At 70.9% G+C, this 12,807-nt stretch carries 11 protein-coding genes; 6 read left to right on the top strand and 5 right to left on the bottom strand.

Annotated features, from left to right (window positions below):
• The first annotated feature begins 164 nt into the window (after positions 1 to 164).
• The 3 genes from ACFUJ1_RS20940 (at position 165) to ACFUJ1_RS20930 (ending at position 4,745) form a co-directional block, all read left to right on the top strand.
• The gene (locus ACFUJ1_RS20940; RefSeq protein WP_378647925.1) at positions 165 to 1,628 is read left to right on the top strand and encodes a fatty acid desaturase; all 1,464 of its coding nucleotides are present in this window, start codon (positions 165 to 167) and stop codon (positions 1,626 to 1,628) included.
• Positions 1,629 to 1,758: 130 nt separating this feature from the next.
• Positions 1,759 to 2,871 carry a type III polyketide synthase gene (locus ACFUJ1_RS20935; RefSeq protein ID WP_378648166.1) on the top strand — a complete coding sequence of 371 codons (1,113 nt, stop codon included), beginning with the start codon at positions 1,759 to 1,761 and terminating at the stop codon, positions 2,869 to 2,871.
• A 35-nt stretch (positions 2,872 to 2,906) separates the two neighbouring features.
• Positions 2,907 to 4,745 (top strand): ATP-binding cassette domain-containing protein, encoded by a 1,839-nt coding sequence (locus ACFUJ1_RS20930; protein WP_378647923.1) that lies wholly within the window; start codon positions 2,907 to 2,909, stop codon positions 4,743 to 4,745.
• A gap of 43 nt (positions 4,746 to 4,788) precedes the next feature.
• On the opposite strand, the gene ACFUJ1_RS20925 is transcribed toward ACFUJ1_RS20930, so the two are convergent.
• Entirely contained in the window at positions 4,789 to 5,418 is a 630-nt protein-coding gene (locus ACFUJ1_RS20925) for a hypothetical protein (protein ID WP_378647921.1), read from the bottom strand.
• 101 nt (positions 5,419 to 5,519) lie between these two features.
• Here ACFUJ1_RS20925 and ACFUJ1_RS20920 point away from each other — a divergent pair, with 101 nt between their 5' ends.
• Positions 5,520 to 6,446 (top strand): DUF5996 family protein, encoded by a 927-nt coding sequence (locus ACFUJ1_RS20920; protein ID WP_378647919.1) that lies wholly within the window; start codon positions 5,520 to 5,522, stop codon positions 6,444 to 6,446.
• A 185-nt stretch (positions 6,447 to 6,631) separates the two neighbouring features.
• Here ACFUJ1_RS20920 and ACFUJ1_RS20915 read toward each other — a convergent pair whose 3' ends face one another.
• Positions 6,632 to 7,636, bottom strand: a complete 1,005-nt coding sequence (locus ACFUJ1_RS20915) for a polyprenyl synthetase family protein (RefSeq protein WP_378647917.1) — start codon at positions 7,634 to 7,636, stop codon at positions 6,632 to 6,634.
• Entirely contained in the window at positions 7,633 to 8,592 is a 960-nt protein-coding gene (locus ACFUJ1_RS20910; protein WP_378647915.1) for a hypothetical protein, read from the bottom strand. The genes ACFUJ1_RS20915 and ACFUJ1_RS20910 overlap by 4 nt, the downstream gene beginning before the upstream one ends.
• 197 nt (positions 8,593 to 8,789) lie before the next feature.
• On the opposite strand from ACFUJ1_RS20910, the gene ACFUJ1_RS20905 reads away from it, so the two are divergent.
• On the top strand, positions 8,790 to 9,290 hold the full coding sequence (locus ACFUJ1_RS20905) for an SRPBCC family protein (RefSeq protein ID WP_378648164.1): 501 nt from the start codon (positions 8,790 to 8,792) through the stop codon (positions 9,288 to 9,290).
• Between the two features lies 1 nt (position 9,291).
• Here ACFUJ1_RS20905 and ACFUJ1_RS20900 read toward each other — a convergent pair whose 3' ends face one another.
• Both ACFUJ1_RS20900 and ACFUJ1_RS20895 read right to left on the bottom strand, forming a co-directional pair.
• Positions 9,292 to 10,419, bottom strand: a complete 1,128-nt coding sequence (locus ACFUJ1_RS20900) for an NDMA-dependent alcohol dehydrogenase (protein WP_378648162.1) — start codon at positions 10,417 to 10,419, stop codon at positions 9,292 to 9,294.
• A 64-nt stretch (positions 10,420 to 10,483) separates the two neighbouring features.
• Positions 10,484 to 12,031: an MFS transporter gene (locus tag ACFUJ1_RS20895; protein WP_378647913.1), complete on the bottom strand. Its 1,548-nt coding sequence runs from the start codon at positions 12,029 to 12,031 to the stop codon at positions 10,484 to 10,486.
• Between the two features lie 137 nt (positions 12,032 to 12,168).
• Between ACFUJ1_RS20895 and ACFUJ1_RS20890 the strand changes: the two genes are divergently transcribed.
• The gene (locus ACFUJ1_RS20890) at positions 12,169 to 12,759 is read left to right on the top strand and encodes a TetR/AcrR family transcriptional regulator (protein ID WP_378647911.1); all 591 of its coding nucleotides are present in this window, start codon (positions 12,169 to 12,171) and stop codon (positions 12,757 to 12,759) included.
• Positions 12,760 to 12,807 lie beyond the last annotated feature (48 nt).

Below are 12,807 nucleotides of genomic sequence, written 5' to 3'. Positions count from 1 at the left end.
GACGACGCACCATACTGAGCATGACCACCGAGACGGACCACGTGACCTGGGATAACCTTCCGGTCCGAACCGGCGCGGAGCCGGCCCGCTCGGTGTCTGAAATCAATTCCCGGGTCCGAGCGATACGGCCCGAGACACCGCGGAACCCAGCACGAAGGACAGCGATGACCGACACCCGCCCCGCGACGGAGGAGCAGGACTTCCGTCGTCCCCCGCCGCCCGACGGGCCGCCCCCGATCTCGAACGTCTGGATCTACAACGGCCGGGCCTACGACCTCAGCGACTGGATCTCCAAGCATCCGGGCGGCGAGTTCTTCATCGGCCGGACCAAGAACCGGGACATCACCTCGATCATCGGGTCGTACCACAAGAACCCGCAGGCCGTCGAGCGGATGCTGGAGCGTTACGCGCTCGACCGCGACGCCACGCCGGAGGACATCCACCCGAAGAACAACGCGCCGGACTTCCTCTTCAAGGAGGGCTTCGACAGCTGGCGGGACACCCCGAAGTACAGCTTCGGCAACAAGGACGACCTGCTGCACCGGGTGCGCGCCCGGCTCCGCGAGCCCGAGCTCGCCGCCCGGATCAAGCGGATGGACACCATCTTCAACATCGTGGTCGCGGTGCTGGCGGTGGCCTACTTCGCGGTCCAGGGGCTGCGGCTCTTCGAGCCGGGCTGGATGCCGCTGCCGGTCTTCGTGATCGCCATGGTGCTGCTGCGCAGCTCGCTCGCCGGGTTCGGGCACTACGCCATCCACCGGGCACAGAAGGGCGTGAACAAGGTCTGGGTGAACGCCTTCGACCTGAACTACGTCGCGCTCTCCTTCGTCACCGCGGACGGCCACGCGCTGCTGCACCACCCGCACACGCAGAGCGAAGTCGACATCAAGAAGAACGTCTTCACCATGATGATGCGGGTGCCGCGGCTCTACCGGATGCCGGTGCACACGCTGCACAAACTCGGGCACACGCTGACCGGCATGACGATCCGGCTGCTCGACGTCTGCCGGCTCACCCGCAAGGTGGGCGTCAAGGAGATGTACGGCTCGATGCGCGGCGCGCTGCCGCACTTCGTCGGCTCCTTCGGGGTGCGCTTCCTGCTCGTCGCCGAGCTGGTGGCCTTCACCGTCGCCGGCGACTTCCTCGCCTGGTTCCTGCAGTTCGTGATCTCGCTGTGGATCAGCACCTTCCTGGTGGTGGCCAGCCACGACTTCGAGCTGGACACCGAGGAGACGCACACCGACACCGAGGACTGGGGCATCAACCAGCTCCAGCAGGCCTACGACCTGAAGGTGGTCGGCAACCGCTACGTCGACTGCTTCCTCTCCGCCGGGCTGAGCTCGCACCGGGTGCACCACGTGCTGCCCTACCAGCGCAGCGGTTTCGCGAACATCGCGACCGAGGACGTGCTGCGCGAGGAGGCGGAGAAGTTCGGGGTGGAGTGGCTGCCCGCGAAGAGCTTCTTCACCGACCGGTTCCCCAAACAGATCCGGACATATCTGCTTTCCCGCTCCGACGAGGCGAAAGAACGCAACTGGGGGTTCGTGCGCGAGCACTGCTCGCCGTCGGCACTGAAGACCTGCGTCGTCTACACGGCCCAGGGCTTCACCGGAATCGGCACCGTCTGAGCCGCATTCCACCGTCACACATCATTGCGAAAGGTAGAGGGTCGTGTCTGTAACGATCGATGAGGGCAATCGCCCGGGGACAACCCGCCTGCGGGCGGATGGGGAGCACGGGCACGACATCGCGACGCGGATGCTGCCGCCCGCACCGCCGACCACGGTCGGGGTGATCGAGAGCATCGCGACCGGATCGCCGCTGCGGGTCTTCGACCAGGCGGCCGCGGCCGAGCGGGTCGCCGAGCTGTTCGGTGACGAGCAGCAGCGCACCCGGATCGCCCGGGTGTACCGGAAGACGCGGATCGACACCCGCCGGCTCGCGGTGGATCCGCTGGATCCGGAGTTCCTCGCCTACAGCCGCGAGCCGGGGACCATCCGGGAGCGAATGAACCTCTTCCACGAGCACGCGGTCCCACTGGCCGTCGACACCGCGGGGCGGGCGCTGGCCGGGATCGAGGATCCGGCCGAGATCGGGCTGCTGATCTTCGTGACCAGCACCGGCTTCATCGCCCCCGGCGTCGACGTCGCGGTGGTCAAGCGGCTCGGGCTCTCGCCCGCCGTGGGGCGGGTGGTGGTCAACTTCATGGGCTGCGCCGCCGCGATGAACGGCATGCGCACCGCCGTCGACTACGTCCGGGCGCACCCGGACAAGAAGGCCATGCTGATCTGCATCGAGCTCAGCTCGGTGAACGCCGTCTTCGCCGACGACGTCAACGACGTGATCACGCACAGCCTCTTCGGCGACGGCTGCGGCGCGGTGGTGATCGGCGCGAGCAAGGTGCACCAGCCGCTGAGCCCGGGCAAGGTCGTCATCCGGGACAGCTTCAGCCACCTGCTGGACGACGCCGAGGACGGCATCGTGCTCGGCGTCAACCACAACGGCATCACCTGCGAGCTCGCCGAGGACCTGCCGAAGTACATCTACGAGGGCGTCGACCCGGTGGTCACCCGGCGCCTCGCCGAGCACGGGCTGCGCAAGTCCGACGTCGCGCTGTGGGCGATCCACCCGGGCGGCCCGAAGATCATCGAGGAGTCGGCGCGCTCGCTCGGGCTGCCGAGCGAGGCCGCCGCGGTGAGCTGGGACGTGCTCGCCGAGCACGGCAACATGCTCAGCGTCTCCCTGATCTTTGTACTGCAGCGGATGATCGGCATGGCCGATTCCACCGCACCCGTCTCGACCGGCGTGGCCTTTTCCTTCGCCCCCGGCGTCACGCTCGAAGGCATGATCTTCGACATCATCCGCCGGTAATCGCACCCACCGGCACTTCCGAAAGCACAGAAACCATGCAACTCATCAGATTCCTCATCTCGATCTCCCTGGTGCGGATCGCCGGCGTCGTCGCGGCCGGCCTCGTGGCCGGCGCGGCCAACACCTACCTGGTCACCCTCATCAACAAGGTGGTGGCGCCGGGGCCGCACCCGGACGACCTGCTCACGCGGTTCGTCCTCACCGGAGTCGTCCTGCTGGTGAGCGGCCTGATCTCGCAGATCCTGCTGATCCGGCTGGCGCAGGAGGCCATCTTCCGGCTCCGCGCCGACCTCAGCGGCGGCGTGGTCTCCGCGCCGCTGGAGCACCTGGAGCGGCTCGGCTCGCACCGGCTGCTCGCGACGCTCACCGAGGACGTGCGCTCGCTGTCGCAGGCGGTCACCGCGATCCCGGCGATCTGCGTCGACGTCGCGACCATCGTCGGCTGCTTCGTCTTCCTCGCGGTGCTCTCCGGGCCGATCTTCGCGATCAGCGTGGCGGGCACGCTGGTCGGCATCTGCTGCGTCGAGCTCTTCCTGCGCCGGGTCCGGGCCATCTACCACCGGGCGCGGGAGAACGAGGACCTGCTGCTCAGCTCGTTCCAGGCGGTCACGCTCGGGATCAAGGAGCTGAAGCTGCACCGCGGCAGGCGCCGCGACTTCATGGACCGGCACCTGCTCGGCTCGGCCCGCACGCTGCGCGACCAGAACGTGGACGCCAGCCAGAAGTTCTCGGTGGCACAGGGGCTCGGGCAGTTCCTGCAGCTCGGCACGATGGCGCTGGTCCTGTTCGCCATCGCCGCCGCGCTCGACCTGCCGCGCGACGTGATGGTCGGGTACGTGCTGGTGACCACCTTCCTCGCCATGCCGATGCAGAACTTCATGCACCGGCTGCCGGACCTGGTCCGCGGTGACGTGGCGCTGGCCAAGATCCGCACCATGAACCTGTCCATGACGACGCTGCACAACGAGGAGCAGCTGCCCTACACCGAGCGTCCGGTGGTCGAATCGGCCCGGCTGGAGCTGAACAATATCGGTTACCACTACGCCAGCGAGCCGCCGGCACCGTTCGAGGACGGCCCGGGCGCGCCACCGCCGCACCCCGGCGGACGCCCCGGTGCCAGGCCGCCCGGTGGCCCGCACCCGCGCGGAGCGCACCCCGGGCACCCGCGTCCCGGCGGGCCGCCCGCCGCGCCCGCGCCGGATGTGAACGGACGCCGCCGCATCGACCACGGCGGCCGGGACCACCACCCGGTGCCGATGGGCGCGCCGGTGCTGGAGCAGGCGGAGGCCTCCGGGTTCGCGCTCGGCCCGCTGGACCTGGTCTTCGAGCCGGGGCAGATCACCTTCGTGGTGGGCGGCAACGGCAGCGGCAAGTCGACGCTGGCCAAGCTGATCACCGGGCTGTACGTGCCGCGCACCGGCTCGATCTCGCTGAACGGCGAGAAGATCGACCACGAGAACGTGGAGTGGTTCCGGCAGAACTCCTCGGCGGTGTTCACCGATTTCCACCTCTTCGAGGACTACCTGGGGTTCGACCGGCCCGGGATCGACGACGAGGTGCGGCACTACCTGGAGCAGCTGCAGATCGCGCACAAGGTGACGGTGCGGGACGGGAAGCTCTCCACGATCGCGCTCTCGCAGGGGCAGCGCAAGCGGCTCGCGCTGCTCACCGCGCTGCTGGAGGACCGCCCGATCTACCTCTTCGACGAGTGGGCCGCCGATCAGGAGCCGCGCTTCCGCGACGTCTTCTACGGCGAGATCCTGACCGACCTGAAGCGCCGCGGCAAGACCGTCATCGTGATCACCCACGACGACCGGTACTTCGACCGCGCCGACCAGCTGGTCAAGCTCGATTTCGGCCACGTCGCCGCCTGAGCCGCAGAGCCCCGCGAGGATTCGCGGGGCTCTGTCGCGCTGCTCAGACCGCGACGGCGTGCCCGACCACGATCGGGCCGTACGAGTTCCTGGCGTGCACCTCGACCAGTTCGGCGCCGGGCTCGGCCGGTTCCAGCCGGTTGCGGACCGGGCCGAAGGACTCGTGCGTCGCCAGCCGGGCCGCGCTGCCGGGGCGGATGCCGATCGCGAGCTCGCCGGTCGAGGTCTCCAGCCGGAGCACCCCGCTCGCCACGTCCTCGACCCGGATGTCGCCGCGCGCCACCACCGCGGTGACCGCGCCGCGCGGCCGCTCGATCCGGATGTCGCCGTCGACGACGGTCAGCGCGCAGCCGTCGAAGGCGCCCGCGGTGCGCAGCCCGCCCATCGCGAGGGTGGCCGTCAGCCGGGAGCCGGTGGGCACCAGCACCTCGACCTCGACCGACGGGGTGCCGCCGAACGGGTTCCAGCGGCCGCGGGGCAGCCGCACGGTCAGCTCGGTGCCGGTGAACTCGACGCGGAACTGCTCCGCGGCCCGCACGTCGGTCTTGTTCGACGGGTCGGCGGGGCGGATCTCGACCACGGTGTCGGCGCGGTCCGCCGCGGTCACGGTGACGTTTCCGACCGGCACGTCGACAGTGGCGATGATCGGGGCGGGGGTGCTGAAGACGGTCATCGGAACTCCTATACGTAGGTGTATATGTATAGGAGAACTATAAGTAGAAGTGTACGTATATGCAAGCTTCCGGCTCGGCTAATCTGTGGCAAGCTCGGAGCATGAGCGGGAATTGGCCTCGGCTGCGGGTCGCGGAGTGGACGGACACCCGGGACACGCTGCACATGTGGACCCAGATCGTCGGCAAGATCCGGATGGCGCACGCGCCGCTGGTCAATCACTGGTGGGAGGTCGCGCTGTACGTGAGCCCCCGCGGGCTGACCACCTCGGCGATTCCCTACGCGGACGGGGTCTTCGACCTGGAGTTCGACTTCGTCGAGCACCGGCTGCTGGCCAGGACCAGCGCGGGGGAGAGCCGGGCGGTGGCGCTGGAGCCGAAGTCGGTGGCGGATTTCTACGCCGAGGTGACGGATGCGCTCGGCGCGCTGCGGGTGCCCGCCACCATCCGGCCGGTGCCGAACGAGGTCCAGGTGGCGATTCCGTTCGACCAGGACACCGTGCACGCCTCCTACGACGGTGCCGCGGTGCAGCGGTTCTGGCAGCAGCTGATCCAGGTGGATCGGGTGTTCGGGATCTACCGGTCGCGCTTCGTCGGCAAGTCGAGCCCGGTGCACTTCTTCTGGGGCGCCATGGATCTCGCCTGTACCCGGTTCTCCGGCCGCACCGCTCCGCCGCACCCGGGCGGTGCGCCCAACTGCGCCGACTGGGTGATGCTGGAGGGGTACTCGCAGGAGCTGGCGAGCTGCGGCTTCTGGCCCGGCGGCGGTGAGGAGGGCGCCTTCTACGCCTACGCCTACCCGGAGCCGCCCGGCTACCCCGAGCACCCGATCGGCCCCGGCACCGCCGAATACCGCCGCGATCTCGGCGAATTCGTGCTCCCGTACGAGGCGGTGGCCGAGTCGGCCGACCCGGACCGCACCCTGCTGGAATTCCTCGATTCGAGCTACGCCGCCGCCGCGACGCTCGCGGACTGGGATCGCGGCTTCCTGGAGGACGATCCGCAGCGGCTGCGCAGGCACCTGGGCTGAGGCCCGGTCCCGGCACGCCGGGGGAGGAGCGCGGGCCGGGGCGATCGCGCGGCGAAACCGCGGGCGGGGTCGCCGACCTGCCGAACGGCGGCGGGCAGCGCGCCCGGCGCGATCGGCTACCTGGTCGGCACCGAGCACCGCGCTCACCTATCTCGAGCGCTCAGCCCACCTCGAGCGTCGAGCGCTCAGCCCGCCCCGAGGATGGCGGCGGCGAGCTGGGCCAGCTCACCGCGCGCGACAGGATCCAGGGTGTGGCCGTCGATCTCGGTCCAGGCGGCCGCGGTGCGGGCACTCGCCTCGCCCTCGGTCCACGCCCTGGCGCCGGTGGCCTCGATGAGCGCGATCACCCGTGCGGTCGTGGCCTCGTCGAATTCGGCGTCGATGGCGTAGATGTCGCGCAGCTCGGACGAGGCAGCCAGCGCGTAGACCACCGGGGCGCTCTTGCGGCGGGCCCGCAGATCCGAGGCGGGTTTGCCGGTGACGGCGGTGTCGCCCCAGATGTCGAGCAGGTCGTCGGCGAGCTGGAAGGCGATGCCGAGATCGGTGCCGAACCGGTCGAAATGCTCCGCCGCCGCCCCGGCGGGGCCGAAGAGCGCGCCGAAGCGGCAGGCGCAGCCGAAGAGCGATCCGGTCTTGCCCGCGAAGGTCGCCAGGCAGTCGGCCACGCTCACCTCGGTTCTCGCGCTGGCGCGCAGGTCGCGCTCCTGCCCCTGGCCGAGCAGCCGCAGGGTGACCGCGAGGTGGCTCAGCGCGGCGCGCGCGGCCGGGTGCTCCCGGTCGGCGAGCACCTCGAAGGCCAGCCCGATCAGCGCGTCCCCGGCGAGGATCGCCTCGCCGACGCCGAAGTGCGCCCAGACCGTGGGGCGGTGCCTGCGCAGCAGGTCGCGGTCCATGACGTCGTCGTGCACCAGGCAGGCATTGTGCAGCAGCTCGACCGCGGCCGCCGCGGGCAGCACGTCGGCGGTGCGCGCGCCGGTGGCGGCGGCGCAGAGCAGGGTGAAGGCCGGGCGCAGCAGCTTGCCGTCGAGCCTGCCGGTGGGGGTGCCGTCCAGCTCGAGCAGGCCGAGCTGGTAGCCGCACATGTGCCGGAGCGGGCCGTCCAGCCGGTCGATCGCGGCGCTCAGCACGGGGAGCAGCTGCTGCCCGGTGCGGGCCAGAATGGGCTGCACCGGGTGCGAGAGCACGGTCATCCGGCGGTTCCCCCGCCCGCGGCGACGCGGTAGCGGCCGGAGCTCGCGGACCAGTCCAGGTGCCCGCGCATCCACGACCGCATCCCGGCCAGGTAGGCGCCGAGCTCGGCGCGGTGCTCCGGGTGCGCGGCCAGCACCTCGGTCTCGGCGCCGTGGAAATCGCGCAGCCGCTCGGCGGCGCGGGCCCGGCCGAGCTCCACCGCGACCCGCCGCTCCACCCCGCGCCAGTGCTCGAGCAGGATGACCAGGTTGTGGTACTCGCCGAGCGCGGCCTCCTTGTCCAGCGAGACCAGGTCGTTGGTCCAGCACACCACGTCGCAGGCGGCGTCGAGGGCGCGGGTGAACGCCGCGCCGCGGTACACCGCCTCCGGCAGCTCGATCCCCTCGACCACCTCGATCAGATCCATGCACGGGTAGATCGCGCCGGTGTGCCTGCGCCGCTCCAGGTACTCGGCCTCGGCGGGCACGACGCCGCGCACCCGGTTGTCCACCTCCCACACCACGGCAAGCGCGCACTGGGTGGCGTGCCCGGTGAAGCGCTGCCGCCAGACCTCGCCGGTCGCGGGGGCGGTGCGCCGCCACAGGTCGGCCAGGGCGCGCACGATGCCCGGCGCGCCGGGGTCGGTGGCCCGGCCCGCGAGGATAGCCATGATGGCCGTGAGCAGCGTCGCCAGCTGGTCCGGCGAGCGGCCGAGCGAGCCGTCGTCCAGCTGGTCGTCGAGCAGGAAGAGCCAGGCCAGCCAGTCGGCCACCAGCGCGAGGCCGGTGGCGTCGGCGGCCGGGTAGGTGGCGGCGGCGAAGGCGCCGAAGTCGGTCTCGGCGAACCGGGCGCGCACCGCGTCGCGCTCGACCAGGCCGTGGCCGTGCACCCAGGCGTCGACGTGCGCGGCGGCGGCGTCGCGGTGCGGGTTGCGCCGGGGCGGTAGCGCCAGGAAAGCGTCGGCGAATGCGCTCATCGGCGCCCCGCAACCGTCATCGTCCCGCCCTTCCACCGAATAGGTCTGCGGCGGAGATTATCTCGGATCGCCGCGCGCCGCCCGGCGGGGGCGGGGTACGGCGCGAACGGCTCATTCGGAAATCCCGTGGCGAATATTTCGCAGAAGGTACTGTGAAACTACCTACGAGACCTCAGGAGGACCCCGCCGTGGCCACCCTGCACCCCTGCGAACCGGTCGACGCCGACTTCGTGAACACCGCGCCGAACCGGTTCAGCAACAGCGTCGATCTCGCCATCACCCCCGAGCAGCTGTTCGAGGTGCTCGCCGACGCCGAAGCCTGGCCGCGCTGGGCCGGCGTGATCACCAAGGTCACCTGGACCAGCGCGCCGCCGATCGGGGTCGGCACCACCAGGACCGTCGAGATGCGCGGCGGCATCGTCGGCGACGAGGAGTTCCTGATCTGGGAGCCGAACCGGCGGATGGCGTTTCGCTTCAACGCCTGCTCGACGAAGGCGGTGGCCGCCTTCGCCGAGGACTACCTGGTGGAGCCGACCGCCGACGGCTGCCGGCTCACCTGGACGCTGGTGAACCGGCTGGGCGGGCCCGCGCGGTTCACCGGCGCCATCGGAGCGCCGGTGATGAACGCGACCTTCCGCCGGTTCCTGGCCAACCTGCGCCGCTACACCGACGAGCGCTTCGCCCCGGTGGCCGGGTAGCTCACCAGTCCGCGTCGGTGTACCGGACCACGCCGCGGATATTGCGGCCCTCGAGCATGTCCTTGTAGCCGTCGTTGACCTGCTCGAGGCGGTACTGCCTGGTGACCATGTCGTCCAGGTTGAGCTTGCCGACCCGGTACATCGACAGCAGGTGCGGGATGTCGTAGTGCGGGTTGCCGCCGCCGAAGATGGTGCCCTGCAGGTTCTTCTGCAGCAGGGTGAGCATGGCCAGGTTGAGCGTGGTCTGGTTGTCGATCAGGTTGCCCATGGCGGTGAGCACGCAGGTGCCCGCCTTGGCGGTGATGCCCATCCACAGGTCGACGTCGCCGCCGTGCACCTCGCCGACGGTCACGATCACCTTCTTGGCCATCCCGCCCGCGGTGATCTCGGCGCAGGCCGCGGTCGCCTCCTCGGTGCTGGCGTAGGCGTGCGTCGCGCCGAACTTGAGCGCCTGCTCGCGCTTCCACGGCACCGGGTCCACGGCGAAGATGTGCCGCGCGCCCGCGTTCACCGCGCCCTGCAGCGCGGAGATGCCGAGCCCGCCGATGCCGATGATCGCGACGTCCTCGCCGGGGCGGATGTTCGCGGTGCGCACCGCCGAGCCGTAGCCGGTGGTGACCCCGCAGCCGACCAGGCAGGCCACCTCGAACGGGATCGACGGATCGATCTTCACCACCGAGCTGCGGTGCACGACCATGTACGGGGAGAAGGTGCCGAGCAGCGACATCGGGTAGACGTTCTCGCCGCGGGCGGTGATCCGGAACGAGCCGTCGGTGGCCGAGGCGCCGCCGAGCAGCAGCGCGCCGAGATCGCAGAGGTTGCGCAGCCCGGATTGACAGGACGGGCACTTGCCGCAGGACGGGATGAACGACAGCACCACGTGGTCGCCGACCGCGACGTCCTCGACGCCCTCGCCGACCTCGATCACCACCCCGGCGCCCTCGTGCCCGCCGAGGACCGGGAAGCCCGCCATGGGGATGCCGCCGGTCTGCAGGTGGTGGTCGGAGTGGCACATCCCGGCGGCCTCCATCCGGATCGCCACCTCGTTCCGGCGCGGCGCGCCGATCTCGATCTCCTCGATCGTCCAGGGCTGGTTGAATTCCCAGATCAGAGCACCCTTGGTCTTCATGGTGAACCTGCCTTCGTCGCTGTCGCGCATCGCGCCGTCGGCGTCACCGTAGACCGTCATACAACTACGTGTCCAGTGTATGATCTCCGGTACCGGACATTGCTTCGGACAGCTGTCCAGAATCGGACTTCGGCTGCTCGGGAAGCGGCGCGGCCCGCTTGGCGCCCGGCGCCCACGCGCCGACCACCGCGGCGGTGACCAGGGCGATGATCCCGAGCGCGACGAGCGCCTGGTGCGCGCCGTGCACGAACGCGTCGACCGCCGCGTCGGCCAGCGGCTGCCCCGCCGGCCCCGCCTGCTCGGCCACCGCGAGCGCCGCGGCCAGCGAATCGCTCACCGGCTCCCGCAGCGGCTCGGGCAGCCGCGCGACGACCGGATCGATCCGCGCGCCGTACCCCGCCGCCAGGATGCTGCCCGCGATGGCGATGCCGACCGCCGCGCCGATCTCGCGCGCGGCGTCGTTCACCGCCGCCGCGACCCCGTGCTGCTCCACCGGCGTCCCCTCGACGATGGCGGCGGTGGCGGGTGAGGTGGAGAGCCCGACGCCCGCGCTGGTCACCAGCAGTGCGAGCACGATGCCGCCGTAGGTGCTCGACGCGTCGGTCTGCGCCAGCAGCAGCAGCCCGACGCCGATGATCGCCAGCCCGGTGCCGAGCAGGAGCCGCAGCCCGAACCGCTCGGCCAGCTTCGGCGCGATCAGCGCGAGCACCATCATCGGCAGCATCATGGGCGCCATGGCGAAGGCGGCCTGCAGCGGCGAGTAGCCGAAGACCAGCTGCAGGAACTGCACGTAGACCATGAAGACGCCGAACGAGACCAGGAACTGCAGCGTCACCGAGATGGTGCCGGCGCCGAAGCCGCGGTCGGCGAAGAGCCGCACGTCCAGCAGCGGCCTGGCCACCCGCAGCTCCACCGCGATGAAGGCCGCCGCCGCGATCGGCGCGAGCGCCGCCGGGATCAGCACCGCCGGGTGGGTCCAGCCGTGCAGCGGCACCTGGACCGCGGCCAGCACCAGCGCGCCGACCGCCGCACCGGAGGTGACCGCGCCGAGCAGGTCGACCCGGGGCCGGGACTCGTCCTGCGACTCCGGCAGCGAGAACGCGGCCAGCGCCAGCGCCACCCCGGCCAGGCTCATGGCGACGAAGATCGAGGTCCAGGAGGAGAGCTTCAGCAGCAGCCCGGAGCCGAGAATGCCGAGCATCGCCCCGATGCCAGCCACCCCGGCCCACACGCCGACCACCAGCCCGCGCCGCTCCTCGCCGAAGTTCGCGGTCAGCAGCGAGAGCGTCGACGGCATGACGAGCGCCGCCCCCGCGCCGCAGACGCAGCGCGCCACGATGATCCAGGTCGGCCCCTCCGCGAAGAGCGGCACCGCCGAGGCCGCGGCGAAGACGATCAGCCCGAGCACCATCATGGTGCGCCTGCCGTAGCGGTCGCCGAGCGCGCCGCCGAGCAGCACCAGGCAGGCCAGGCTCAGCGTGTAGCCGTCCACGATCCAGGTGAGCTGGTGCTGGTCGGCCCCGGTGCGCACGGCCATGTCCGGCAGCGCGGTGTAGAGCGCGGCCATCGAGCCGACCACCAGCGCCAGCGCCAGGCACGCCAGAGCCACCATCCACGTTCCGGACTTCCACACCCGCGTCGCCATCATCGCCCTCTCGGAGAAACGAAACTATGAGTATCGTAGCGGTACTATCGGTAGCACAGGGGGCGGGCGGTGAACCACACCGGAAGCGAGGAAAGCTGTCGGGCATGACCGAGATCGACCCCCGTAGACAGCGGTCCCGAACCCGCCTGCTGGACGCGGCCACCGAACTGCTGCGCGGCGGCGGGCTGGAGGCGGTCACCGTCGAGGCGGTCACCACGGTCTCGAAGGTCGCCCGCACCACCCTCTACCGGCACTTCTCCAGCGCCGCCCAGTTGCGCGCGGCCACCCTGGAGCGGCTGCTGCCGCCGCCGGTGCACGCCCCGGCCGACGGCACGCTGCGCGACCGGCTGGTCGAGCTGCTCACCCGCCAGGCGAAAGTCATCGAGGAGGCGCCGCTGCACCTCGCCACCGTGGCCTGGCTCGCCACCGACCCGGGGGACGGCCCGGCGACGAGCGCGCTGCGCGCCCGGCTCGTCGAGCAGTACCGGGTGCCCTTCGACGAGCTGCTCGACGGCAGGGAGGCGCGCGCGGTGCTCGGCGAGCACGACCGGGTGCAGGTGCTGATCCAGCTGGTCGGGCCGCTGGTCTTCACCCGGCTGGTCGGGCTCGGCGATGCCTCACCGGCGGCCTGCGCGCGCCTGGTCGACGACTTCCTCGCCGCCCGCGCGGCATTGAGCAGGACGCGAGCAAAATAGATCAGGCTGCGCTGAAGCCTTCGATCCAGCCCCCCGCGCTCCTAGCGT

Source organism: Nocardia sp. NPDC057227, from assembly GCF_042669725.1.
In the GTDB taxonomy this organism is placed as follows: Bacteria; Actinomycetota; Actinomycetes; order Mycobacteriales; family Mycobacteriaceae; genus Nocardia; species Nocardia asteroides_A.
Note: the sequence above shows the minus strand (reverse complement) of the source record. Positions and strands in the feature narration are given on the sequence as shown.